Origin of the sequence: Paenibacillus sp. TAF43_2 (genome assembly GCF_052113545.1) — a bacterium.
Taxonomy (GTDB): domain Bacteria; phylum Bacillota; class Bacilli; order Paenibacillales; family Paenibacillaceae; genus Pristimantibacillus.
Genome location: NZ_JBFRDK010000019.1, coordinates 63,548 through 90,137, shown reverse-complemented (window position 1 = coordinate 90,137; position 26,590 = coordinate 63,548). Strand labels below are relative to the sequence as shown.

Genomic DNA, 26,590 nt, shown 5'->3' with positions numbered 1-26,590 from the left:
GTATTAGGCACGCCGCCAGCGTTCGTCCTGAGCCAGGATCAAACTCTCCAAATTGGTGTTTGAAATGCTCATTACTTTTTTATCGCTTTTTTCGCTTATCCCGAAGGATTTGCGAGGCAGTTATTACTCGTTGTTCAGTTTTCAAAGAACAATTCATTCTTTCGTGTCAACCGCGTTTTTCGTATCGGCGACTTTTATAATATATCACATTCGCCCAAGTTAATGCAAGCTTTTTTTTAAATTCTTTTTTCAAAGCTTGTTTACTTACTCTTGGGGCGAGAACTAATGTAGCACATAATTGAATACAGAGTCAACCTTTTCCTTAAACCTTTTTTCAAAATTGCTAAACCACCACCCACTGGAGCCCAACGATTAAGGCTACTCCAGGTACACCTAAAGTAAGTACAGTTCCTATTGTTATAGGGTTCAGCGGGATATACATCCCTGGAACAAGACCTGAATAGTTTAACAAGTACAGCAAACCAGCCRCCAAAACAAGATGAAGCGAGAAGCTGCGTAGCCATCCCCATGATAACCTGTTCTTAAGCAGTACGACTGCTAACAGGAGAGAAGATCCAATAAAAATCGATAACCATATTGTCTTCACACTCTCACCCCTCTCCATGCTGGCCAGTTCTTGCTGGTACGCTTTGCCAATCGAAGCAGCATCTCATATCGCTTTTCTGCTGTGATCATACAATATATCGCGTAATCCACTTGATCCTTGCCGACTGCGTAATTAAAGAAACGATTCGCATTTTCCCATTCACGGTGTGCCTCAACAATTTCGGCTCGGATGTCATCCATTTGGTTCATCCCTTTTTTTAATTCGAGCTGGCCTGTATTGCTCATATCTATCCCTCCCGCTTGTCCTCACTACATCATGTTCATTACTATATGTATAAGCTTGGACATTAGAATAGAACGGGATATTAAAAGGAACACCTTATCAAAACGACAAAAACGGCAGATCGATTAATTTCTCGACCTGCCGTTTTCTATATTGATTATGACTAGTTTATTTCTCTTCGACCTTCTAATGCTTTGGACAAAGTAACCTCATCCGCATATTCAAGATCACCGCCAACAGGCAAGCCATGCGCGATACGCGTAACTCGGATACCAAATGGCTTGATCAGCCGGGATAGATACATTGCTGTGGCTTCGCCTTCAATATTCGGGTTAGTGGCCAGTATAAGCTCCTGAACGCGTTCGTCGCTCAGCCTTCTTAACAGCTCAGCGATACGAATTTCGTCTGGACCGATGCCCTCCATAGGCGAAATTGCGCCTTGAAGCACGTGATAATGGCCTTGGAAGTCCTTCATACGCTCAATCGCAACAAGATCCTTAGATTCTTGAACAACACAAATGATGGAGTTGTCACGTGATTTATCCTGACAGATTCTACATGGATCTGTATCGGTTATATTGCAGCAAACCGAGCAATAGAACAAATTGCGCTTAACGCTTACTAGCGCCTTCGCAAAATCAATGACGTCGTCTTCCTTCATTCGAAGAACATGAAACGCCAGACGGGCGGCCGTTTTGGGTCCAATACCCGGTAATCGCGTAAAAGCATCAATTAATTTCGCTATCGGTTCTGGGTAATACAAAACTGGGTACAGCTCCTTTCAAACAAAAAACGCCTTCGGTGTCCCCTGGACACTGAAGCAGCTTTGACGGGGAAATAAAAGATAAGTATACACGTAATATACTTTCCTTTATTTCAAACAGAAGCAATACTGCTTCTTAGAACAATCCTGGAATTTTCATTCCGCCTGTGAATTTACCCATATCCTTATTTGCTAGATCATCCACTTTAGTTAGCGCATCGTTAACAGCTGTAAGGACAAGGTCTTGCAGCATTTCGACATCTTCCGGATCTACAGCCTCAGGTTTAATCGTAATGCTAAGAAGTTTCTTATGGCCGTTCGCAGATACGGTTACTACTCCGCCGCCCGCTGTTCCTTCAACCGTCTTTGTTTCCAACTCTTCTTGAGCCTTCATCATTTGATCTTGCATCTTTTTCACTTGCTTCATCATTTGGTTCATATTGTTCATTACCATTCACCTCATCATTAGAATTTAATCTTTATCCTTCACTACTACTAAATCTTCACCAAAAAGTTTGACGGCCTCTTCCACCCATACTGGCCGACTTGCAGCTTGTGGTGAAGCAGAAGATTCGGGCTCAAGCTGAAGCGCCTCGCTCTTCTGCGTACTAGCACCTTGTGCCGCTGCAGCCTGCCAGTCCTTCATCATAACCGTAACGATACGGAATGAACCGCCGAGTACATCATGCATGACTTTCTCAATAATCTCGCGATTGGCCGGCTTCTCGGTCGTTTCTCGGTGCATCGTATTCTTGAACGCTACGAGAATGGCATCGTCAGCAGAAGCAACCGGTTCACCGTCTTTCAGCCAAGCATGGACCGTAATCTTAGCGTCCTTCACACCCTGCAGCACATCGTTCCACTTCATTCTGAACTGATTGAATTCTGGACTGCCTGCTGTTGCCAGGTACGGATCAAGCTTGACTGCGGACCGTACTATGCCGCCTGAGCCGCCGAATGAACTGCGAACCGCATTAGTACGTGCTGCTTGCTTGCTGGCCGCGCTGTCAGCCGAAGAAGCGCTGTTCCCGCTACCTACTCCATTTTGAATCGCTTGCTCTAGTTTACGCTCCAATGCCTCAATCTGCTGACGCAAACGTCCTACTTCAGCTGATTGTCCGCCGCTTGATGCTGAAGCAGCTGCACTTGCAGAAGCCGCTCCGCCTGAAGATTGCTCGTCATTTAACGTGCAAAGCTTCATAAGCGCTACTTCAAACAAGGTTTGAGGCTGCGAGGCATGCTTAAGCTCCACTTGATAACGGTTCAACGTATCAATCATAGCGAACAATCGCTCTGGAGTGAAGGCCTCGGCCATCATTTTGAAGCGTTCAGGATCAACGATCCTCTCTGTTACTGCGCCGCCCTGCGGAGCAAGCTTCATAACAAGCAAATCACGGAAATAATATATTAAGTTTTCCATGCATTTGTCCGCACTTTTGCCGGCTTGCATCAAGCTTTCCACGAGCGGCATAACAGCTGCTACATGACGATCCTTCACAGCCTCCGCCAGTTGGTAGAAATGATCAGCGGCCATGCCGCCTGTCACATCTACTGCCGCGTCGAGAGTAATGCGATCACCTGCAAAAGCAGAAACCTGCTCCAGCAAGCTGATCGCATCGCGCATTCCGCCTTCCGACAATCTTGCAATATAAGCAAGCGCATCTTCGTCGGCCTGTATGCTCTCTTCACGGCAAATCTTAAGCAAGTGCTGCGTCTGCTCTTCAAGCGATACCTGCCTGAAATCAAACCGTTGACAACGGGAGATAATCGTAGCAGGCAGCTTATGCGGTTCGGTCGTCGCCAAGATAAAGATAACATGCCCCGGCGGCTCCTCCAATGTTTTGAGCAAGGCATTAAATGCCTCGGCCGTAAGCATATGTACTTCATCTATAATATAAACTTTGAACCGCACTTCTGAAGGTGCATATCGCACTTTATCACGAATATCACGAATTTCATCAATACCGCGATTAGATGCAGCATCAATCTCAATTACATCCATAATATGTCCCGCGGTAATCCCTATGCAAGCATCACATTCATTACATGGCTCTTCAGCCGGACCACGTTCACAGTTAACCGCTTTGGCTAATATTTTCGCAGCGCTTGTCTTCCCGGTTCCTCGCGGCCCATTAAAAAGATAAGCATGAGATACACGCTGCTCACGAATAGAATTTTGCAGCGTTTGAATAATATGCTGTTGTCCAACCATGTCCTGAAACGTCTGCGGACGCCAGGCACGGTATAAAGCGATATGTGACACGCAGACCTTTCCTTTCAAGTTGCCTTTTCATTTACAATAAGCAAAAGCACCTTCGGTCCTGTGGACGCTGAAATTGCTTTGCATTGCGAAATATAAGAGTAGTATTAGAAAATAATATACTTTCTTATATTTTAAACCATTGCTACTCCCCTATTATACAACAACTGTGTAGCAAGCAAAACTTTCTTTTGCTAAGATTTTACCCTATTAAAACAACAGCAATAAACAAAAACACCTGCATTCGCTAATTCCGACAAAAACATCGAACAGCGATCACAGGTGCTACTTTTGCTATAAGCAAATCATATTAGAAAATTTTAGTACCGTGCACCTACTCCTGATAAATACGACCCAGGCGACATCCTTGCACTACAGCTCGAGTCAGGCACTCCCCCGGCACATGAACTAATTTACTTATGGCTGCTTCCTTCCGGACCTGACCAAGTTCATAAACGTCCATTGCGGAGGACCCAACTGTCAACACTGCTCGCAAGTGCCAAGACCCTACATCAGTATAACCTCAAGTAGGAATTCAACCTCGCTACAGCGGATTGCGAGTTACAGGGCACCGCTACCTCCCCATCTAGCACGGCAAAAATAAGTATAGCCGATTCCGTCCTAAAGCGCAACTCGTGGTTGAAATTGGACGAATGCCAGAGCTACCTTTTGGCTTCTACATGAACCTTATACCGAGGCATATTGTACTGAACGACCGACTGGGCCTTTGCTCGCAGCTCTTCGACTTGAACGTCGGACAGTGCTTTATTTGCTTTTACATTCACATGAAGATCGGTACCGTTAAAATAAATTTGCGTATGCTCGATGCCGGAAATCGGCTTCAACACCTGCTCAATGAATTTTCCATCTGCATTATAATTAAGATACTGATAACGATTCGGTAAATTCGGATTGCTGTTGGAATAACCCATGTATCCATCATGACCGTAGGTTTTCAGCCTGTTTTCTTGCTTGCTTTTTCCGTTCCCACATCCTGAGATCGTCATGGCTAACAGAAATAAGCAAGCCAGTAAGGCTGCCATTTGAAATAAACCAAATCGTTTACTCAAACCGAATGTTTGTTTATTCAATCAAAAAACCTCCCTTCTATCCAATAGGATGGCTGAGGGAGGCTCTTGTATTCTGCCAAATAAAGGCGGAACGATTTGTAGGATTAAATACCGTATTTCTTCTTGAAACGATCGACGCGGCCGCCAGCATCCAGGAACTTTTGCTTACCCGTGTAGAATGGGTGGCATTGGGAACAAACCTCTACGCGAAGACTCGGTTTAACCGAACCAGTCTCGAAGGAATTTCCACAAGCGCAAGTTGCTGTAATGATGTGGTATGTCGGATGAATAGCTTGTTTCATCTCGTTCACCTCTTTCTGCCCTGAATCGCATGCGGACTCAGAGTTAAATCGCACATCTCGGATTATAGCATGAACTTATTTGCTGTTGCAATGAATAATCAGTGATATGGTTAATATTAGCCGAATTTACTACCTAATAGGTACTTATCGACGTAATGCGGCTGGTGGAACATGTGTATAAGAGCCAATAACTACACCCGGCAGCTCTTCACGGAAAATTTCAAGCATTTGCTTCATCCCGTATATTTCACCTTGTGCCTTAGGAATAATCGCTAAGTAGCTTTCAGGATCGATATTCAGGTTGCGCATTTGAATGAGTTTTAGTCCAGTACGCTTAACGAATCCAATCATCGCTTCTATTTCTTCCTCACGGTCAGTGACCCCTGGGAAAATCAAATAGTTGATCGACGTATATACACCATTGTCAGAAGCATACTTCAAAGACTTCTCAACATTTTTTAAGTTGTAGCCGCGAGGCTTATAGTAAGCATTATAGTGATCATCAAGTGCACTGATCGTACTTACGCGCATTAGATTAAGGCCTGCATCAACTATCGCACGCATGAAATCAGTCAATCCCGCGTTCGTATTAATGTTAATGTATCCAAGCGAGGTTTGACTGCGAACACGTTTCATAGCCTCAACAATGATTTTAGCTTGTGTTGAAGGTTCCCCTTCACAGCCTTGACCGAAGCTAATGATGGATTCCGGCTCGCGCAAATGCTCAAGCATAATTTCAACGATCTCATCAACAGTCGGCTTAAAATTCATCCGCGTCTGCGGAGCAACAAAGCCGCTATCGTCAGGTTGTTCAGAGATACATCCGAAGCAGCCTGCATTGCAAGAATACGATACCGGAACAGCACCCTCCCATCTTCCTAGAAATGTGTTGGAAGAGGTTAAGCACTCATAACCTAGAGCACAGTTCGACAGATGCTTATAAAGACGATTATCCGGATATTTAGCAAGAATACGCTCTACTTGAATACCTAGTTCGCCACGGTCGCAATTAAGCGGGTCCCATCTTTCAGGATCGTCACTTTGCTCAGCCGTTACATAAAAGTTACCGTCTTTCCATACGACAGCTGTATATCCGAACAATGGCAGCTTCTCGTTCTTGTCCGCTTTCACATAGCCCGGCAAGCATAGACGAGTAAATCCTTGCGGAAGCAAGGCGCCGACTGCTTGAGCTCCACCTTGCAATGCCTGCATCTCGCCCGTGCTCGGATTAAGACCAATGGGTCTAGTGAAAGGCAGGCTAACAAGAGTTGCTCCATTAGGTAGCGGAATTAATTCCTCCTCCATAATTTCGACAATCATATCGCCGCTTCTTCCCAAAGCTATAAAGTCGGGATGGTCAAATACATTTCCGTTTTTATCCGCATATACGAGATTCATGTTGTTCTCCCTCCTGCGGTCTTACGATCCGTGCGTAGTTCTAGGCGTAGGACGCCTGCTGGTCGCTGTAGTACTGCTCTTTATACCGGACCGCTCCGGTTTCGCTTCAACTGTTGTATCAAGAGACATGAGGAACTGTTCGTTGTTCTCACTATCTTTAAGTTTCTTCAAGAAATTATCTACATAATCAGGCGTATCTGTCATACCTCTGCGGATGGCCCAAACCTTCTCCAGCTCTTCCTTCGTAAGCAGCATTTCCTCACGTCTAGTTCCAGATCTGCGCAAATCAAGCGCAGGGAAAATACGACGCTCAGAAAGCTTACGGTCTAGATGGAGCTCCATATTGCCCGTACCTTTAAATTCTTCATAAATGATGTCATCCATACGTGATCCTGTTTCGATCAGCGCAGTCGCAAGTATAGTCAAGCTTCCGCCCTCTTCCACGTTTCGAGCCGAACCAAAAAACCGTTTTGGACGGTGGAACGCTGCTGGATCAATACCGCCGCTAAGCGTACGACCAGATGGAGGAATAACCAAGTTATACGCCCTAGCAAGACGGGTGATACTATCCATCAAGATGACAACGTCCTTCTTATGCTCAACAAGACGAAGCGCTCGCTCAAGTACAAGCTCTGCTACTTTGATATGGTTCTCGGGCAGCTCATCAAATGTGGAGGCGATAACTTCACCCTTCACGGAGCGCTGCATATCAGTAACTTCCTCTGGACGCTCGTCAATAAGCAGAACGAACAATTTGATATCGGGACGATTTTCGGAAATGCTGTGGGCGATTTCTTTAAGAAGCAAGGTTTTACCTGTCTTCGGAGGAGCAACAATTAGACCGCGTTGGCCAAGTCCTACAGGAGCAAGCAAATCCATCATTCGAGTGGAAAGCTTCGACTGTGTCGTCTCAAGCACTAGCTTCTTTTCTGGATAAAGAGGAGTAAGCGCAGGAAAGTGCAATCGTTCGGAAGCCGTTTCCGGATTTTCGCCGTTAACAGCATTTACTTGCAATAGACCAAAATAACGCTCATTCTCTTTCGGCGGACGGCATTTACCTGAAACAAGATCGCCGCTTCTCAAATCAAATCTGCGAATTTGAGATGCTGAAATATAAATATCTTCCTTGCTCGGCAAATAGTTAATAGGCCGTAAAAATCCGAAGCCTTCTGACAAAATATCAAGGACGCCTTCCATGAACATAAGGCCGCTCTTCTCTGCTTGCGCTCGAAGAATTGCAAAAATTAATTCCTTCTTCTTAAGTGTTCCGTAATAGGGAACTTGAAATTGCTTCGCCAATTTGTAAAGGTCGGTCAATTTCATCTCTTCTAGATCTGCGATCTGAAGGTCTGTCATGTTCTCACCACTTTATTTAATTTTCATTATGATTTTGTATATCTAGTAAAATCATAGGATTGATTATCCATCATTGCCGAATTAGACGCCGTCTATTCCACAGCGTCTGCATCGTCCTATTCCTTATGAAGTGGCTTCCGTTTCACGCCAAACTTCCGCACCCAGGCGGCATAAGTTTTCTACTAGATTATCATAACCTCGGTCAATATATTCGACGCCCGAAATTTCAGTAACGCCTTCTTCAACAGTCAAAGCAGCGACAACAAGTGCAGCCCCTGCGCGTAAATCAGCAGCCTTAACTTTTGCAGCACTCAGCTTGCCGCCTTCAATAACAGCTGAACGGCCCTCAACACGAATATCCGCTCCCATGCGAGTGAGCTCAGGAACATGCTTAAATCTAGTACCGTAAACATAATCAGTTAAAATACTGACTCCATTCGCTTGTGTAAGCAAGGTTGTCATTGGAGATTGTAAGTCCGTAGGGAAACCAGGGTACACAAGTGCCTTTACATCAATGGACGAATAATTAGGTCCGCCAATAATACGGATGGATTCATCCATCTCAATAACTTGAACACCCATCTCTTCAAGCTTAGCGCTCATCGCTTCCAAGTGCTTCGGAATAACATTATCAATAAGGACATCGCCGCGCGTTGCTGCAGCTGCAATCATATACGTACCGGCTTGAATTCGATCGGGAATAATGGAATGGCGGCAGCCATGCATCTGATCGACGCCTTCAATACGAATCGTCTCAGTCCCGGCACCTTTGATTTTTGCGCCCATGGCATTAAGGAGAGTAGCTACATCTATAATTTCAGGCTCTTTTGCCGCATTTTCAATAATCGTTATTCCTTTGGCCCGCGAGGCAGCTAGCATGATATTAATCGTTGCTCCAACACTTGAAACGTCAAGGTAAATCTTTGCGCCTCGTAATTGCTCAGCATGAATTCGAATAGATCCATGATCATTAGTTACCGTGGCACCAAGTGCTTCAAACCCTTTAATATGCTGATCAATTGGTCTAGGCTCAAAGTTGCAGCCCCCTGGCATTCCGATTGTCGCTTCACCAAACCTACCAAGCATTGCCCCCATCAAATAATAGGATGCGCGCAGCAATTTCACTTTGCCGTTTGGCATCGGTTTGGAGACAAGCGCGGAAGGATCAATGCGCATCATATCGCCATCACGTTTTACGACTGCGCCAAGCTCCTGCAAAATTTCACTATATACAGCTACATCACTTATAATAGGCAAATTATCCAACACAACTTCTGATTCTGCTAAAATAGCAGCAGGTACAAGAGCCACCGCGCTGTTCTTGGCTCCGCTGATTTGAACGGTACCGCGAAGCGGCCGTCCACCGCGTATCATCAATTTCTCCATCTAATTATAGTTCCTCCCGTAGATTGGAAGAGAATAAAGGAAAAACCGCCAAAGCAAGCGAGTGTTAAACCCACTTGCCGTTATGAGGCGGTTTATTCCTTTGCTCCTGTTATTACACATAGTTGTTACTTCCGAACAAACGGATTTTTGTTAGTAACAGCCAGCTTCTCAATTCGCACAGCTGTCAAGTATTGGCGTAGTTCCAACGAATCAGCGTTAGCTATTTGTTTTCTTGGAATTGTATTTGTAAAAGCAACATGTTTCTCTCAAAGGGATACTGCAACTGAAATTAAAATCATGATCAAAATCAAATCGATTGGAAGACTAGATTTTTTTGGCCCCGGCACACGCCATTGCAGCAGTGAATGGAATGCCCATATATTTCAAGGCGCTTTCGCTGACCTTGCAAATAAACGGTGATTTTTCTTCCTTAGCAGCTTCAACAATCGTTTGTGTAATTACCCTGATGTCTGTGTTGAACTGGACTACTGTTTCTTGCTTGCTATAAGCGCCTGGCAAAATTCATTCATAGGAACTAACAAGATCGCTGTCTTCCTCGTAAATGTTATCTTTCTTCCTCCAGCTCGGTCCGACTTGTCATTCTGAGACATTATAACATAATGAGCCTTGGAATAGTAAAGCTTGTTTTGCTATTGCCAATAAATGAAAAAAACGGCATCGCCTTCAAGTAAGAGACGATGCCGTTTATTTGCTAAATCAGGAGCCTATTGCAAAACGACTTGTGGAGTTGCCGCCTCGCAGCTGCATATTAACCGCAATTCGCATCTCATCGATGTCGAAAGGTTTCGTAAAGTGCATTAATGCCCCGAGATCCGTCGCTTCTTTAATCATATCCAATTCACCATATGCGGTCATCATGATGACTTTAATGTTTCGGTCGATAGCTTTCACATGCTTTAAAATTTCCAAACCATCCATGCCGGGAATTTTCATATCCAACAGAACAAGATCTGGAGCATCGTTCTTGACGATTTCCAAAGCCAGCTTGCCATTAGACGCTTGGAACGTATTATAGCCCTCGCTGCTGAAAACTTCCATAAGCAATACGCGAATACCGTTCTGATCATCAACGATCAACACTTTCTTCTTATCCAACTCCAAATCCCCCCGCAAATGAGTTTACCCAGAAAATGGCCAACTCTTCCATAATCGTTAATATATTCGCTAAAGTGGGTATATAATCCTTCTCGTTAAGAGAAAAACTTATCTGTTGTTGTTAAAGAATCTGCCATTGATCATAAATGCAATATATTACTCGGAATGGTTAAGCGCGGCTTGTACAAATCCGCGGAACAATGGCTGCGGACGGTTCGGTCTAGACTTGAATTCCGGGTGGAATTGAACAGCCAAGAACCAAGGATGATCAGCCATTTCCACAACCTCAACAAGACGGCCGTCTGGAGAAGTTCCAGAAATAGTAAGACCAACAGATTCAATTGCTTCACGGTACTCATTGTTAAATTCATACCGGTGACGATGACGCTCATAAACGAGCTCGTCGGCATATTCACGCTCAGCAAGCGTACCTGGCTTAAGTTTACAAGGGTAGAGACCAAGACGCATCGTGCCACCCATATCTTCAACATCCTTCTGATCCGGCAGCAAGTCAATAACCGGATATGGAGTGGATGAATTAATTTCAGAGCTATTCGCACCAGCTAGTCCCGCCACATTTCGAGCATATTCAATGACAGCTACCTGCATGCCAAGGCAAATGCCGAAAAACGGAATTTTGTTTTCACGTGCGTATTTAATCGCTGTAATTTTGCCTTCAATACCGCGATCGCCAAAGCCGCCTGGCACAAGAATACCATTAACGCCTCTAAGCTGTTGCTCGACATTCTCTTCCGTAAGCTCATCTGCATGCAGCCAACGAATTTTCACTTCTGAGTCGGAAGCAATACCCGCATGCTCTAGCGACTCTACAATACTGAGGTACGCATCATGCAACGAAACATATTTACCAACAATTGCAATTTCCGTCTTCTTATGAAGCGACTTTACACGCTGAACAAGGCTTTCCCATTCGCGCATATCCGGCTGTTCTGTCTTAAGCTTCAGATGATTAACAACGATCTCGTCGAGGCCTTCCTCACGAAGCATCAATGGCACTTCATACAAAGTGGACGCATCGCGGCATTCCACGACTGCATTCGCATCGATATCGCAGAACAAGCCAATTTTACGTTTCAAATCTTCAGCAAGCGGATGCTCTGTACGGCATACGATTACGTTCGGTTGAATACCGATGCTGCGCAATTCCTTAACACTATGCTGCGTCGGTTTTGTTTTCACTTCACCTGCCGCTTTGATGTAAGGAATAAGCGTTACGTGGATGTACATTACATTGTCGCGCCCGATATCGCTTTTGATTTGACGAATAGCTTCAAGGAAAGGCAAGCTTTCGATATCACCAACCGTACCGCCGATTTCTGTAATAACAACATCAGAACCCGCTTCTTTGCCCGCACGGAATACACGGTCTTTAATTTCGTTCGTAATATGCGGGATTACCTGAACAGTTCCACCCAAGTAGTCGCCGCGGCGCTCTTTGGTAATTACGTTGGAATAGATTTTGCCGGACGTCACATTGTTGTTCTTCGACAAGTTAATGTCGATAAACCGTTCATAGTGACCAAGATCCAAATCTGTTTCTGCACCATCATCGGTAACGAATACTTCTCCGTGCTGATATGGACTCATTGTTCCTGGGTCGACGTTGATGTATGGATCAAACTTCTGAATCGTTACTTTGAGGCCCCTGTTCTTCAGCAATCGGCCAAGCGAGGCTGCTGTTATCCCTTTGCCCAAGGACGACACTACGCCGCCGGTTACAAAAATATATTTGGTCACTGTGATGATACCCTCCAAGCCCTATGGTTAATGTTTAGGTTTGCCCATTTACTCGATAAACATGGATGCGGATACACTCCGCCTATCCATCCAATTTGTGGGAATGCATCCTACAGACCCATCCCTCACAAACAAAAAAAGTGACACCCGTAGCAACGGGGCACTTTTCCTTTTTTGGCATATATAAAAATACAAGCAAGCATCAGCAATGCGTTATGCTCTACTTCTATTTCACCGCGAAACTTGACCTTCTCGTCAAAAGACGAAAACGAGTCGTTTGCGCTTGTATGCGTTATTTGTTAACCGAATCTTAAGCCCATGAGATAGTTTACTCTGCGCTCGTAGCAACTGTCAAGCGAAACTGACTGGATATTCCTCACGCCAGTTCAAACGACTAAGCCATCTGTATAGAGCAGAGCTCGTACCGCAGAAAAGTATAAGAAGAAGGATAAGCTGGGTGCTTAGACCGCCTTATACTTTCAGCAAACATTTACTTGTCAGACTCGTCGTCGTCTTCAAATTCCTCATCATCCGACTCATCATCATCCGCATCGAGTTCACCGTCGACTTCTTCCTCGTCCAGCTCCTCGTCGTCGATTCCAACTTCCTCATCGACTTCAGCTTCCTCTTCCGCCTCTTCGAAGTCCTCGCGGTCCTCGTCGAATACATCGTAGTCTTCTTCAGCCTCTGCGTAAGTATCCTCTTCTTCGTCCGCAAATACATCATCATCTTCGAGATCATCATCATCGTTAATGATACGCGTACGCTTCGCATTACCTACAGGATCTTCAGAACGCTCAACTGGATACCAGCGTTTCAGCCCCCACATGTTGCTGCCAACGCAAGCGAAACGTCCATCAATGTTGATTTCTGTATACACTTGGGCGATGAACTGGTTGATTCCGTCTGCGGAAAGACCGCGTATTTTAGCGATCTCCATCATTAGATCGCGATAGTAGTAAGGCGTATTAGCCGCTTTCAGCACTTCAAAGGCCAAATCGACCATAGGCATTTCCTTCATACGTTCAGGATCCAGCTTTAACGTGAAATTGCTGCTGCTCATATGGACACATCCTCTCTTGCCATTCAATTTATGTACTCGTTCTTACCTATAAAATGCAAGGATCGTGTACGTTATTCTCTTATACACCGCTCACATTTAATCGCAAAACGATCGGTAACTGCCAGAGGCTCGCACCCGTCGTTTACGCTAGTCACAGTATAGTAAAACCTATTTCCTGCAAAAAAGCAAGCGGATCACGCTGCTGCAGTATAGCTTGGACTTCTATGCAAAAAGCGAAAGGATAGTCCTTCCGCTTTGACTGTATCCATCCGGCCATGACACGAGGCAACGCACCTTGGTCGTAAGAGCCCCTGAGAACTCTTTGTTCATCGTATGTCCCCAGTCGGTTTTTGACACGGTTTTCAGCCTAATTATGTGAAAAAAGGCAAGTTGCTCATGCGTTATAGAGCGCTCGTTCATACAATAGTTCAGCATGGTCCGTCGGGRGGGGAAGCCAAGTTTGGACACCGTCGCTTTTATCCGTATGTTGCAGGATACGATGGCTCGCACGGACACAACGACTGTAAAGCGTATCATTCGCTTTCAGCGTGCGAGCGACTACCGATACTTCCTACAGCAATTGCCTAAAGTCACTTCATCATCTTTACCGCAAAAAAGCATTAGACAAATGCCCAGCATTCTTGGAATAGCCTGCACATTGCCGGCCGAGGAATCATTAGAGCGATTCGCCGGGCGTGTTTGGATTGAGAAAGATTGTAAAATCAGCGTGCATTCTTCTCCACAAAAGTCGATTATTGTAGATAAGGGCATCCCCTGGGGTGTAAACCAGATTAAAGCCCCGCTGGCTTGGAGCACGACAACCGGTCACCGGGTCAAGGTCGGCGTCATCGATACAGGAGCTGACTTCAGCCATCCAGATCTTCGCCAATCACTCTCTAGGGGCATCAACCTTCTCAATCGCAGCATGCTCCCTCATGATGATAACGGTCATGGTACACATATTGCAGGTACCATCGCCGCAGCAAATCAATTACAGGGCATGATTGGCGTAGCCCCGCGGGCGTTAATCTCGCCGGTCAAAGCTTTTGACCATAATGGGAGCGCCTTCGTATCCGACATTATTCTCGGTATTGAATGGTGTATCCGCAATCGCATGAACGTCATCAACATGAGCTTCGGTATGAAGACAAAAAGCAAAGCGCTGCTTGGAGCTGTCATTAACGCCCACAATGCAGGCGTCATTATCGTTGCTTCCTCCGGCAATGACGGGAAGCGCCGTTCCGTTGATTATCCGGCACGCTACCCTCAAACGATTGCTGTTGGCGCTACGAATAAACTCCGCCGCGTTGCACCATTCAGCAATCGAGGCTCCTATATTGACGTTTACGCGCCTGGCGACAAAATCGTATCCGCATGGCTGCGCGGCAAATACAATGAAATGAGTGGAACCTCCATGGCCACCTCGCATGTCAGCGGAGCAATCGCGCTTCTGCTCGCACATAAGCCGGGACTTACGCCTACCGAGATCAAGACAATTATTAAACGATCCGTTCAGCCCCTTAGAGGCAGTAAAGCCCGCCGAACGATCGGCGAGCTTGACGTGATGCGTATGATGCAAACCGTGGATAAAGTATGAGTCCACGGTTTATTTTTATGAAACAAAGCTTACATGCGTTCTGGAGCAGAAACGCCGACCAAACGAAGCACATTCGCAATAGCGATACGTACGGCTCCAAGCAAGGCTAAGCGCGCTTGCGATTGCTCAGCATCTTCTGTGATGACGCGCTCCGCTCTATAATAGCTATGGAACTGGGAAGCCAGCTCGTATACATAACGAATAAGACGATGAGGCGCATATTGTGCTGCAGCCTCAGAGATCTCCTGCGGCAGCTCACCAACTTTACGAAGAAGATCGAACTCGCCCTCGGCAGTCAGCTTGCTGAAATCGATAGTGTCCGTGGATTTAAGAACGATGCCTTGTTCCTCCGCTTGTCTGAAAATACTGCAAATCCGAGCGTGCGCATATTGAACATAAAACACAGGGTTCTCATTTGAAGTAGAGATCGCCAAATCCATATCGAAATCAAGATGCGAATCCATGCTCCGCATGGAGAAGAAGTAACGAATCGCATCGATGCCCACTTCATCCATCAGATCCTGCATGGTAACCGCTTTGCCCGTACGCTTCGACATTTTCATTTTCTCGCCGTTCTGGAACAAGCTGACCATCTGTGCAATTAACACGGTCAGTTTCTTCGGATCGTTGCCTAGTGCCTCCATCGCTGCTTTCACACGCGGAATGTAGCCATGGTGATCGGCACCCCAAATGTTGATCATCTGATCGAAGCCGCGTCCGTATTTATCCATATGATATGCGATATCCGGTGTCAAATAGGTATATGAGCCGTCATTTTTCACGAGCACGCGGTTTTTGTCGTCGCCAAAAGTCATGGTAGACAGCCATGTCGCTCCTTCTTCTTCATAGACATGCCCTGTCGCCTTCAGCGTTGCAAGACCTTGCTCCACTTGTCCGCTCTCGTATAATGCTGTTTCACTGTACCAAACGTCAAAACCAACGCGGAATCTTCCGAGATCGCGTTTAATTTTATCTAGCTCCCGTTCAAGGCCAAACTGGCGGAAAAACGTAAAACGTTCTTGATCCGGCAATTCCAGCAGCTTATCGCCTTCTTGCTCGACAAGAAGTTTTGCAAAGCCAATAATGTCCTCGCCATAATAACCATCCTCCGGCATTTCCGCCGCTTGACCAAGCGCTTGACGGTAACGAGCTTCGATGGATACAGCTAGGTTCTCCACCTGCTTGCCCGCATCATTAATATAATATTCGCGCGTAACATCATATCCCGCATAATCAAGTACATTGCACAATGCATCGCCAACTGCTGCGCCGCGAGCATGTCCAAGATGCAGGCTGCCCGTAGGATTCGCGCTCACGAATTCTACCTGTACACTTTTGCCGGAACCATCCGAAGTACGTCCATAGTTTTCTCCCGCTTCAAGCGCTGCAGCCACAACCGGATAGAGATAGCTGTTATCCATACGGAAGTTAATAAAGCCCGGGCCTGCAATTTCCGCTGCTTGAATAGAAGCTTGCTTCGTATCCAAATGCGCAATAATCGCCTCAGCGATTTGACGAGGATTTTTCTTCGCCAGCTTAGTCAGCTGCATCGCTGCATTTGTTGCCAAATCTCCGTGCGATTTATCCTTAGGAACTTCAATCACAAACGCCGGAAGCTCTTCCCGCGCTGCCAAACCAGCCGCTACCGCTGCATCAGCGATCGCTGCTTTGACTTGTTCATACATCTTCTCTAATACATTTGCATTCATTAATTTTGTTCCTCCTGTATATGGAGCCGGATATGAAACCGACCCGACATTTGATCACCAACGTACAATTCATACTCCCATTCAAGTGTAAAAGGCAGCTGATCAGGCAATGTGTCCATCGCCTTCATTACACCATCTTCACCCGGCGCATGAAGCCGCAGCCGCAGCGTTTCTGCTTCAAGCGATAAAGATGTCATTTGTGATTGATAGCTGCCAGCTCTCCTATGTCCAGGAACAAAAAGCTGCTCCGATTCTATAGCGCCGCGCCGCACAACTGACATTTCTTCCGGCCGGAATCGAATAAGCGTCCGTATTTCGCCAGCTTCTGTATCGCCTTCCACTGCCGGCTCGATGTAGCGGATAAATATGGATTTCTCCTTGCGGAACCAATCCCCTTTGTAAGCATGAGTATGCGAGCTTCCATCCTGCACACTCTCCAAGGTAATTCGCACTTTCCTGCTGTCTGCCATCATCTTGCTCCTGTTATCAGTCTAATCTTATGTAACTACTATATACAGGTAGGCTCCGAATTTCAACGCCAGAGCCCGGTTAACTTGTTGCAAACGGTACGATTTCACGCCATGCCTCCACACGATCCTCGAGCGTTCGCATACGCGGAGTTGGAATCGGACTGGAGGAAGGCAGCTTGAGTAGCGTGATGCTTCGAAAGCTTTCATGCCCTTTATAAAATTTCTGAAAGGTATCGTATGCCTTGCTTCCGTTAAATGCAAAGCAGCGCAGCTCTGGATATTTGGCTACAAGCTCCGGCAGCTTCTGCGGTACGATTCCACGTATGTTCACATCCAAGCTGCCTTCGCGCTCGCAAGATTCGATAACATCCCATAGCGCTAAGCGATGCTCCTTTAAGAATGCGAGACGGTTGTCATACACAGGGTCCGGGTCAGATTCATTGAATAAACGATATATTATTTTCCACATAAAATTTTGCGGGTGTCCATAAAATTGCTTATGCTCAAGCGATTTTACGCTTGGTGCTGTCCCAAGAATCAGCACGCGCGATCGCTCATCGATAACAGGCGGAAACGAATAAATGCGCATGTCGTATAGCCCCCTAATCTATTTTTAAAAGCAGCAATAACGTCTTATTATAAGCCCATTCTAGCCTTGATCATACGATCGCATTTTCTGTTTGTATTAGAAAAAGACGCTTCCCGCTAAGATTACGCGGAAAACGTCTTTTTATCAATCCGAATCGATTATTTAGCCGGAATCTTTATGCTTTGACCCGGATAGATTCTATTCGGGTTCTTTAGCTTATTGTAGCTGGCTAATTTCTGCCATGTCGTTCCGTGCTCCAAAGCTATTGCATAAAGAGTATCCCCAGCTTTCACCGTATAAACCGAAGCTTGAGGAGCCGTTGGAACAGAAGTCGTTGGCTTCTCAGGTTTAGCTGGCTCTGTCGGCTTCGTCGGTTTTGTTGGTGTTGTCGGTTTTGTTGGTTCTACCGGCAATACTACTGACTTCGGACTTAGATTAAGCTTAAACTCTGCATAACCATCAGCTGTATCACCCGTGTAGGAAGTCAACTTATTCGCTTCCGCTGCACTCTTTGCTTCCGGTGACGTCTTGATTGTCACGTTCACGGTGTCATTAATTGCCGCTAGCGACCAGTTGCCGTCCGCTGCCGGATCAATCGTCTTGAAGGAGCGAATGTAGTCAATGACAACCTGGCGGTTCTCATCCGGGGAAGCAAGGATAATACGTTTGCCGTCTGGGTTTGCGAATTTGCTGGAAGATGCGCGATAGTTGTTCGTTGCAACAACGAACTTCTGATCCGCCTTAATTGGTTTTCCTTCAAACTGCAAATTAACGATCCGCTTCGCGCTTTCGTTCTTGAGCGCGCCGCCAGCTTCATACTTCGTCGGTTGTGCAACATCGATCTGATAGGTCACACCGTCAATTACATCGAAGTTGTACGTTGGAAAATCATAATTGATCAGCTCTTGCTTCTCTGTGCTTGATGCGTCGATCTGCTTGAATTGACCAGCCGACCACTCGAGCCATTCTTTAATCTCCGCTCCTGTGACGAGTACAGCATTCACAGTATTCGAGTACAAATACAAATCGGCAACATTCTTGATTGCAATATCGCCCGCCTGAATATTGGTATAATAATTCGGTCCTTGGCGGCCGCCAGCCTTAAACGGCGCTCCTGCCGAAAGAACAGGAAGCCCTTCATATTCCGTTCCCTGCAGCTGCTTCTCTACATACCATTTTTGTGCATTCGTAACGATCTGAATGGATGGATCATCTTGAACAAGAGCAAACCAGCTGTTGATTGACGCTGTCGTCTTGCCGACAGGCCCTCGCACATACGCAAGCGTATGCTCATGATCCTCTTTCACCGCATCGACAACAGCTTTGTCAGCTTCTACAAGAGGTACCTTATTTACCGCATCAAAGATAGGCTTAACCGTGCTTTTCGAATCGACAACGGCCCATTTCCCATCCTTGTTCTCCAGTGTTAAATCAATAATACCAAGATTATTTCCCCAGAAGCCCGGCTCAACCGCAGGCACTCCGTTAATCGTTCCTTTGGCGAGATCGACACCCGTTTTTCCTTCAAACGATTTGTCAGGGAATACTTTATGCGCATGTCCGAACAAAATCGCATTAATGCCAGCAACTTTGCTTAAATAGAGCACAGAATTTTCCATCAGCTCTGATTGCGGAATATCTTCAAAGCCCGAGTGCGGAATCGCAACAATGATATCCGCTCCCTTCGCTTTCATTTCTGGTACAAACTTTTCTGCCGTTTTGACAACATCCTTAACGATAACCTTGCCTTCTAGATGAGCTTTGTCCCATGTTGTAATTTGCGGAGGCACAAAGCCAATCACGCCTACCTTCAGCTTATGCTTCGCGCCCTTGCTGTCTGTTACCTCTTTATCAATAATGAGATAAGGTTTAAACAAATTAACATCATTCGTCTCATCCTTGTCTCCATCTACTTTATAAATGTTTGCATTTACATAAGGAAAGTCTGCGCCCGCGAGCGAGGTGTCCAGAAATGATAAGCCATAATTGAATTCATGATTGCCTAAGTTGCCTGCATCGTAGTTAAGCAAATTCATAGCTTTATACACCGGGTGCGTCTCGCCCTGCTTCAGCTTATCAACAGTAGCGACATAATCACCTAGGGGATTTCCTTGAATCAAATCGCCATTATCAAATAATAGGCTGTTMGGAGCTTCCTCCCGCGCTTTCTTGATGAGCGTAGCCGTCTTCGCGAACCCATATTCATCAGTAGGCTTGTCCGCAAAATAGTCATAGTTCATCATGTTCACGTGCAGGTCCGACGTTTCCATAATTCGCAGCTGCACTGTATTCCCTGCACCCGCATCAGCCATTGCCGTGAACGGCATAGCCCCTAGACTAACGGTAATAGCAGCAGCTAAAGCACCCTTCCACACCGATTTGTTAACCAACAAAAACGCCTCCTTCATTCTCTTTCTATTAATAAGATGCTCTGCTGCAAGCACAAGATGAAATAATGTTTTCCTACAATATATTAATTCAAATATTCTGAATTGTCATTTATTTATTTTGTTAATCCAAAGTGCCCTTTTACAATAAAAAAAAGGCTTCACGCCACGCGGATAAATGACCGCTGGCAGTGAAGCCTTCACTATAATTAATGACTATTTCAAAAAGCCTAGAAGCATCTCGCGAATAACCTTCGCCGCAACAATTTGCGTTTGCTCCGTCGGATCATAAGCTGGCGCAACCTCAACGAGATCGAAGCCCACAATGTTCACGCCGGAACGTGCAATGGCATGAACGGATTCAATAAGCTCCTTCGATGTAATGCCGCCCGCTTCCGCTGTACCTGTACCTGGTGCTGCAGATGGATCAAGCACATCGATGTCGATCGTTAAATAAACCGGACGTCCTTCGAGCTCAGGAAGCACCTTCTTAAGCGGCTCCAAAACCTCAAACGGATGGAAGTTGATGTTCTCGCGTGCATATTGCCACTCTTCGCGCGATCCTGAACGAATACCGAACTGGTAAATGTTCTGTCCACCCATAAGACCAGCTGCTTTGCGCAGCGGCGTAGAGTGGGACAACGGCTCGCCTTCATACGACTCGCGCAAATCAGCGTGAGCGTCGAAGTGAATGATCGCAAGATCAGGGTACTTTTTGTACACCTCTTGGAAGATCGGCCAAGAAACAAGATGTTCGCCGCCGAGACCAACAGGAATTTTGCCGTCGTCTAGCACACCGCGAACGAATTCGCCGATGATTTCCAGACTGCGCGCTGCGTTTCCGAAAGGAAGCAGCAAATCACCAGCATCGAAATATTCAATATCCTCGAGGCTGCGATCTAGGTAAGGGCTGTATTCTTCAAGTCCAATCGACACTTCGCGAATGCGAGGAGGGCCGAAACGGGAGCCTGGACGGAAGCTAACCGTGAAATCCATCGGCATGCCGTAGATAACCGCTTTGGAAGCTTCGTAGTTGTCAGAGCTCAAAATGAATACATTGCCTGAATATTTTTGATCCAATTTCATGAGGTATGTCCCTCTCTTTCCTGAAGCGTAGCCGCTTGTTACTTCACAAGATCTTCAACAAATTTAGGAAGCACGAATGCTGCCTTGTGAAGACGAGGCGTGTAATATTTTGTATCAATTTCTGGAATTGCTGTCTCATCAACAGCAAGAGGATCGTGTTTCTTGCTGCCCATTGTGAACGTCCACAGACCGCTTGGGTAAGTAGGAATGTTCGCGCCATATACACGAACGATCGGGAATACTTCCTTCACGTCTTTGTTTACGCTTTGGATCAGGTCCGCTTTAAACCATGGGTTGTCCGTTTGAGCAACGAAGATGCCGTCTTCTTTCAATGCTTCGTAGATGCCTTGGTAGAAGCCCTTCGTAAATAGGTTTGCCGCAGGGCCAACCGGTTCAGTGGAATCAACCATAATAACGTCATAGGTGTTTTTATGATCATGAATATGCATAAAGCCGTCGTTTACAAGCACTTCAACACGCGGGTTGTCGAGCTCGCCAGCGATGGATGGCAAGTATTTTTTGGAGTACTCGATTACTTTACCGTCGATGTCGACAAGAACTGCCTTCTTCACCTTCGGATGTTTCATTACTTCACGAATAACGCCGCCGTCTCCGCCGCCAACAACAAGCACGTACTCCGGATTCGGATGCGTGAAAAGTACAGGATGCGCAACCATTTCGTGGTAAACGAACTCATCCTTAACCGTGGTCATAACCATACCGTCGAGAACAAGCATCGTTCCAAACTCTTCCGTTTCGATCATATCAAGCTGTTGAAAATCTGTTTGTTCATTAACGTAAGTCTTAGTGATCTTCGCCGTTATGCCGAAGCTATCTGTTTGTTTTTCCGTATACCACAATTCCATGGTGTTAAATCCCTTCTTTCCTTCAATCGTTCAACCTGTATTATAGTAAAATTATTAAATCACTACAAGTACTCTAGACAATCCGTGCATTAACGTTTTTCAAAGATTTTATTAAGTATAATATCCTGATTTTCCGTACGATATGTAGAAGCTGTTTCACAACAAGGGGCTGTCCCACATAACATGGGACAGCCTTTATTCATCTTGAGAAGATCATACCTGTTCTTTTGTATACTGTCCTTCTCAACCATTTGCCGGCTTCACGCAGCCTGTCGTCTCACGAATGATCAGCTCTACCGGCAAAGCCTTGCATCTCTCCAAAACAGGGTTGCCATCAATCTGATCGAGCAGCAAGCGGATCGCTTCCTGCCCTTTCTCCAAAATATTTTGAGAGATGGTCGTTAGTGCAGGCGAAGTAAAACTAGAGATGGACAAATTGTCAAAGCCGATTACCGAATAGTCCTCCGGCACCTTTTTGCCGAGTTCTCGCAGCCGTTTAAGCAAGCCCATTGCACTTACATCCGAAAACGAGAAGATCGCCGTCACGTCCGCAAGCTTGATGAGCTGATCCGCAGCGCGATAGCCGCCATCAAGCGATGTCGGGAGCCTGATCATTAAGGCTTGATCGTATGGAATACCCGCTTCTGCCAGCGCATCCTTATAGCCTAACCATCGCTCATGCAAAACACCGTAATATGTGATGCGCTCAAGCGGAATATCTCCAATTAAAAGCGCAATTCGTCGATGTCCTTGGTCGATTAAATAACGAATCGCGCGATAGCTTCCTTTTCTGTCCTCTAAATTAACTTGATATAGATCCTCCCGCTTCAAGTAGCTATCAATAAAGACGGCAGGCATGCCTAAGTTTACAATGCGATCAACTGCCTGCGAGCCCTCATTCGTCCCCATCACGATTAACCCATCCAATCGACGCTCCTTGGCGAATGTGAATGTTTCTGTGCTCTCATCAATACCCGATAAAATAATATGAAATTGGCGATCACGAGCCCCTTCTTCCACACCTGTAAGCAGGTCCCAATAAAATGGGTTGTCCTGCAGCCTCCCAGGCTGCATCATCGGTACGACGAGTCCAACAAGATGCGTACGCCGAGTCTTCAGATTTCTAGCAGGCAGATTTGGCGTGTAGCCAAGCTCGGTAATTACCCGCTCGATATTTTCTTTCGTTGTGCCCGATACCCTTCCCTTGCCGTTAATAACGTTAGATACCGTCGCAATCGATACACCAGCCACCTTGGCAACGTCTACGATGCTTACTTCATTTTTCATCCTCTTATCGCTCTCTTTCGTCTCAAAGCCCATCCGGCTCCTTGAGTTAAACGTTTTATCATAGTATAGCTTATTTGTGGAGGCACTAAAATTTGTACTCCGAAAATATAAAAAAGAAGAAGCAAACCGGCTCAAGCGAGCCAGCCTGCTTCCCCTATATTGCATACTACCAGCCGCTGTTGCCTGCACCTCTAGTTATTACAAACTGATTATTCGGATTGGATAGGCCTCCCGATGCAGCCCCTGTGACCGTTACATTGCTAAATGTTCCTGAACCGGTAACGGAATCAAACAAAATCCCATAGGTGCCGGCGCCGCTGATATTCACTTGATTAAAGCTCACGTTTGTTATCGATTGATTGTAGCTGAATTTCACAGCTTCATAGGTGCTGTCATTAATTTGAACATTATCGACAACGACTGGAGCCGAAATGCTCTGATTTTCTGCATAGATCCATAAACCGCCGAAGCTCGTGTTCCAGTTTCGTTCCCAGCCGCCTGTACGGTTCAGCGTATTTCGTTTCACTTCAGTCGTGCCGCTAAATGCAACCGCATTGAACCTTGTACTGACCACGATGCCTGCAGAAGCCGTCACCGTATCTGCGCCTATGTTATCCCATATCTTGTTGTCTTTTCCGCCGTAAAGGGCGTAAGTATTTGCAAGAACAGGAACCTGGGCGATATTATAGCGGAACATGCTGTTCTCATTCGGTGAGCCGTCCGACCACATTGCGAAGGCGTCGTCTCCTGTGTTGCGTACACTGAAATGGCTGATCGTTGTATTTTTGACACCGCCGTGAAGGTTTACTCCATCCGCCCATGTATTGCGAATCTTACCTCCGACTACATATAAACCGTCCGTTCCAGACTGCAGCCAGAAGCCCACCTTCGTATGCTCGATCCATACATTTTGAATAAGCGAGCCTGTTCCAAAGTTTCCTTCGAAAGCAGCGTGGTCCGCACCGTCGTTCCGATACAGCGAATCTCCCGTAATCGCAAGATCGGTAATCGTTACATTACCGCCTACGCCATAAAAGCCGCCTTTCCCGTTAGTGCCTTGCAAATTAGAGTACCACATGCCAGCGCCGCGAATATGGATACCGTTCACATTCACTCGGTCATTCATTCGGAAGGTGCCTGATGGAATCCACACGCCTGCTTTGCCTGTCGACTTCGCATTAGCGATAGCGTCGCGAATCGCTTGCGTATCATCACCTGCATCGTTCGCAACAGCTCCGAAGGAGGTAATGCTCACGAAATTAGCAGGCATTGTGTAGGCGGCATCTACTTGTTCCAAGTTAATAAGATCAATCGTATAGTAAGAAGCTGTATCGCCAGAATCCTTCTGCAGCTTTACCGTAGCTCCAGCAGGAATGTTTCCGACAAGGAAGCGGCTCTCATCATAGAAGCGATGTCCTTCGCCGTTCGCAGCATTGTCGTTGTACGGATAAGCGCCATACGTCCATGCATAACGTGACGTCAGGCTGAGTGTCTGTGTTTTAGCTCCGTTCACATAAAGGCTAAGTGTTCCATTCGTACCGCCGCCCCCAGCTGAATCAGGCATACTATACCTGACAACAACAGAGTTAGCAGCTAGTGGCGCTGTCCACTGCACATAGTGACCAGTAGATGTCAGCTTTACAGCGCGTCTTCCCGACGATTCGGATTCAACAGTCAAATAAGTACGGTTTGCTGCAAGCACCTGAGCGTTCGTCGTGCCGCTCTCCGCTTCCAGCTCTTGATAAGGTACGGTTGCTCCCCGCGCCGCCAAGCTGATTCCACCTGCTGCGGAAATGTAATCAATTGCTATTCCACCGCTATTTCCGCTGTCATATTGATACGTAATCGTATTTAAACCTTTGCGGAGGCTCAGCGTCTCGCTTTGGCTGCCCCAAGTGGTAGCTCCTCCTGTTGCTGAGAGCGTTGTTGTTTTAACAAAAACACCGTTCACGTAAATATTTATCGTCTTGCTCGCCCCTGTTCCATTTGCGTAGCGAAGCTCAACGGCCGAATTCCCTTCCGCAGTAAGGTTAACAGTGAAAACAGCTCTCGCACCGACGCTTGTGAAGTTTTGCAAATAGGTCGATGCTTTAGTTACCCCGCCTGAGAAAAATTGATCCTCAGCTTGATACACAAATCCCGCACCCGGCGTTGGTGTTGGTGTTGGTGTTACAGTAGGCGTAGGCGATGGTGTCACGGTTGGTGTTGGTGTTGGAGCTGCTGTAGGGGTTGGTGTAGGCATTGTTGTAAGAGCACCTACAACGAGATTATCCAAATTGATATTTCCAGAATCCGCCGCATCAAATTGAAGCTTAACGGCATTGCTGCCTGCATTCAGAGCAACGACTTCCAGCTTGGTGCCCCATGTGTCCCAATTCGATGTAGCGGGAAGCGTCACTTGACGAAGCTTTGTTCCATTCAGATAAAGGCTTAACGTTTTATCGCTGCCCGTTCCATTTGCATATCGGAATGTCAGCTCACGGCTCCCAGCTGCGGCTGGCGTAACAGCAAATTGTACCGCCGCGCTTCCTTTGTTGCCATCTGTGAAGCCGCCAACAAATCCAGTTCCTGTATAGCCCGTATGATCATTAGCTATAGTTGTTCCTCCCGTAAGAGTCRCCGCTTCTGCTTCAAGGGTGTTTGGCGCAGCTGGGGCTGCTTCAACATCAATTTTGTCTAAGTTCACGTTTCCTGTGTCCGTAGTGTCGAATTTGTAGCGGATCGTATTGCTGCCTGCTGCGAGTGTCAATGCTTCCGTACTGGTCGTCCAGCTGTCCCAATTCGCGGTTGCATTCAGCGTCGTTTGCTTCATTTTGACGCCATTTACGTACAGGCTCAACGTCTTCGCGCTGCCATTCCCATTCGCATACCGCACGATTACGTTATGAACCCCAGCTGCTGCCGCGCTTACCGTAAACTGAACAGCTGCATTTCCCTTATTGCCGTCTGTAAAACCGCCAACGAAGCCAGACCCGGAATAGCCCGTATGATCATTCGCATATACGGCTCCCCCTGAGAGCGAAGCCGACTCCGCCTCGTAAGAAGCTGCATAGCTGGTTTGCGCCTGCGCGAAGAATGTGAGCACCATACTCATAATAATGAGTACGGATAGACGTTTCTTAAGGCTATTCGTCATTAATCATCACGATCCTTTTCATATAATAGAAGCTCAGTTACCTGCGTTGATTTGAATAAGTGCGATTTTAATGTAAACGCATACATAAATCGATATCCACTATGTCAGGCAGCACCACCTTTCAATAGAACATTTTTTGAT

Annotated in this window: 23 protein-coding genes and 1 other RNA gene; 1 reads left to right on the top strand and 23 read right to left on the bottom strand. The window is 46.3% G+C overall.

What is annotated here, in order from left to right; all coding sequences use genetic code 11:
• Window positions 1–343 precede the first annotated feature (343 nt).
• The 15 genes from AB4Z17_RS06735 to rpoE all read right to left on the bottom strand — a co-directional run bounded on the left by AB4Z17_RS06735 (window position 344) and on the right by rpoE (window position 13,322).
• Window positions 344–607, bottom strand: coding sequence for a pro-sigmaK processing inhibitor BofA family protein (locus tag AB4Z17_RS06735; RefSeq protein WP_441958860.1), 264 nt, complete (start codon window positions 605–607; stop codon window positions 344–346).
• Window positions 604–852, bottom strand: coding sequence for a DUF2508 family protein (locus AB4Z17_RS06730; RefSeq protein WP_430053873.1), 249 nt, complete (start codon window positions 850–852; stop codon window positions 604–606). The genes AB4Z17_RS06735 and AB4Z17_RS06730 overlap by 4 nt, the downstream gene beginning before the upstream one ends.
• 161 nt (window positions 853–1,013) lie before the next feature.
• A complete protein-coding gene (gene recR, locus AB4Z17_RS06725) occupies window positions 1,014–1,613 on the bottom strand; it encodes a recombination mediator RecR (RefSeq protein ID WP_076271598.1) in 600 nt (199 codons plus the stop codon).
• Between the two features lie 136 nt (window positions 1,614–1,749).
• Window positions 1,750–2,061, bottom strand: coding sequence for a YbaB/EbfC family nucleoid-associated protein (locus AB4Z17_RS06720; RefSeq protein WP_054025909.1), 312 nt, complete (start codon window positions 2,059–2,061; stop codon window positions 1,750–1,752).
• Window positions 2,062–2,085: 24 nt separating this feature from the next.
• Window positions 2,086–3,876: a DNA polymerase III subunit gamma/tau gene (gene dnaX / locus AB4Z17_RS06715; RefSeq protein WP_441912818.1), complete on the bottom strand. Its 1,791-nt coding sequence runs from the start codon at window positions 3,874–3,876 to the stop codon at window positions 2,086–2,088.
• A gap of 323 nt (window positions 3,877–4,199) precedes the next feature.
• An RNA gene (ffs, locus tag AB4Z17_RS06710) (signal recognition particle sRNA large type) lies at window positions 4,200–4,468 on the bottom strand.
• Window positions 4,469–4,535: 67 nt separating this feature from the next.
• Entirely contained in the window at window positions 4,536–4,964 is a 429-nt protein-coding gene (locus AB4Z17_RS06705) for a hypothetical protein (RefSeq protein ID WP_441912817.1), read from the bottom strand.
• An 83-nt stretch (window positions 4,965–5,047) separates the two neighbouring features.
• The gene (gene rpmE, locus AB4Z17_RS06700; protein ID WP_339205996.1) at window positions 5,048–5,245 is read right to left on the bottom strand and encodes a 50S ribosomal protein L31; all 198 of its coding nucleotides are present in this window, start codon (window positions 5,243–5,245) and stop codon (window positions 5,048–5,050) included.
• 144 nt (window positions 5,246–5,389) lie between these two features.
• Window positions 5,390–6,643, bottom strand: coding sequence for a radical SAM protein (locus AB4Z17_RS06695; RefSeq protein ID WP_339205995.1), 1,254 nt, complete (start codon window positions 6,641–6,643; stop codon window positions 5,390–5,392).
• A 21-nt stretch (window positions 6,644–6,664) separates the two neighbouring features.
• Window positions 6,665–7,999 (bottom strand): transcription termination factor Rho, encoded by a 1,335-nt coding sequence (gene rho / locus AB4Z17_RS06690; RefSeq protein ID WP_339205993.1) that lies wholly within the window; start codon window positions 7,997–7,999, stop codon window positions 6,665–6,667.
• Window positions 8,000–8,122: 123 nt separating this feature from the next.
• Window positions 8,123–9,385, bottom strand: coding sequence for a UDP-N-acetylglucosamine 1-carboxyvinyltransferase (locus AB4Z17_RS06685; RefSeq protein ID WP_076271592.1), 1,263 nt, complete (start codon window positions 9,383–9,385; stop codon window positions 8,123–8,125).
• Window positions 9,386–9,709: 324 nt separating this feature from the next.
• Window positions 9,710–9,904: a class II fructose-bisphosphate aldolase gene (locus AB4Z17_RS06680; RefSeq protein ID WP_441958858.1), complete on the bottom strand. Its 195-nt coding sequence runs from the start codon at window positions 9,902–9,904 to the stop codon at window positions 9,710–9,712.
• A 198-nt stretch (window positions 9,905–10,102) separates the two neighbouring features.
• Window positions 10,103–10,501, bottom strand: a complete 399-nt coding sequence (locus AB4Z17_RS06675) for a response regulator (RefSeq protein ID WP_076271590.1) — start codon at window positions 10,499–10,501, stop codon at window positions 10,103–10,105.
• Between the two features lie 156 nt (window positions 10,502–10,657).
• Window positions 10,658–12,259, bottom strand: a complete 1,602-nt coding sequence (locus AB4Z17_RS06670; RefSeq protein WP_441912816.1) for a CTP synthase — start codon at window positions 12,257–12,259, stop codon at window positions 10,658–10,660.
• 490 nt (window positions 12,260–12,749) lie between these two features.
• Entirely contained in the window at window positions 12,750–13,322 is a 573-nt protein-coding gene (gene rpoE, locus AB4Z17_RS06665; protein WP_076271588.1) for a DNA-directed RNA polymerase subunit delta, read from the bottom strand.
• 460 nt (window positions 13,323–13,782) lie between these two features.
• Here rpoE and AB4Z17_RS06660 point away from each other — a divergent pair, with 460 nt between their 5' ends.
• Window positions 13,783–14,919 (top strand): S8 family peptidase, encoded by a 1,137-nt coding sequence (locus AB4Z17_RS06660; protein ID WP_339205988.1) that lies wholly within the window; start codon window positions 13,783–13,785, stop codon window positions 14,917–14,919.
• 29 nt (window positions 14,920–14,948) lie between these two features.
• Here the strand turns inward: AB4Z17_RS06660 and argS are convergent, their stop codons facing one another.
• From argS to AB4Z17_RS06620, 8 genes are all read right to left on the bottom strand, one after another.
• The gene (gene argS / locus AB4Z17_RS06655) at window positions 14,949–16,628 is read right to left on the bottom strand and encodes an arginine--tRNA ligase (protein ID WP_441912814.1); all 1,680 of its coding nucleotides are present in this window, start codon (window positions 16,626–16,628) and stop codon (window positions 14,949–14,951) included.
• The gene (locus tag AB4Z17_RS06650) at window positions 16,628–17,101 is read right to left on the bottom strand and encodes a DUF1934 domain-containing protein (RefSeq protein WP_441958856.1); all 474 of its coding nucleotides are present in this window, start codon (window positions 17,099–17,101) and stop codon (window positions 16,628–16,630) included. The genes argS and AB4Z17_RS06650 overlap by 1 nt, the downstream gene beginning before the upstream one ends.
• A gap of 76 nt (window positions 17,102–17,177) precedes the next feature.
• On the bottom strand, window positions 17,178–17,687 hold the full coding sequence (locus AB4Z17_RS06645) for a DNA-deoxyinosine glycosylase (protein ID WP_076271584.1): 510 nt from the start codon (window positions 17,685–17,687) through the stop codon (window positions 17,178–17,180).
• Window positions 17,688–17,845: 158 nt separating this feature from the next.
• Entirely contained in the window at window positions 17,846–20,095 is a 2,250-nt protein-coding gene (locus AB4Z17_RS06640) for a bifunctional 2',3'-cyclic-nucleotide 2'-phosphodiesterase/3'-nucleotidase (protein WP_441912812.1), read from the bottom strand.
• A 195-nt stretch (window positions 20,096–20,290) separates the two neighbouring features.
• A complete protein-coding gene (gene speB, locus AB4Z17_RS06635) occupies window positions 20,291–21,160 on the bottom strand; it encodes an agmatinase (RefSeq protein WP_076271583.1) in 870 nt (289 codons plus the stop codon).
• Window positions 21,161–21,198: 38 nt separating this feature from the next.
• Complete coding sequence (gene speE, locus AB4Z17_RS06630) at window positions 21,199–22,026, bottom strand: polyamine aminopropyltransferase (RefSeq protein ID WP_054025894.1); 828 nt, start codon at window positions 22,024–22,026, stop codon at window positions 21,199–21,201.
• 243 nt (window positions 22,027–22,269) lie between these two features.
• The gene (locus AB4Z17_RS06625; protein WP_441958854.1) at window positions 22,270–23,313 is read right to left on the bottom strand and encodes a LacI family DNA-binding transcriptional regulator; all 1,044 of its coding nucleotides are present in this window, start codon (window positions 23,311–23,313) and stop codon (window positions 22,270–22,272) included.
• Window positions 23,314–23,479: 166 nt separating this feature from the next.
• Window positions 23,480–26,449, bottom strand: a complete 2,970-nt coding sequence (locus tag AB4Z17_RS06620; RefSeq protein ID WP_441958852.1) for a carbohydrate-binding protein — start codon at window positions 26,447–26,449, stop codon at window positions 23,480–23,482.
• Window positions 26,450–26,590: the final 141 nt, after the last annotated feature.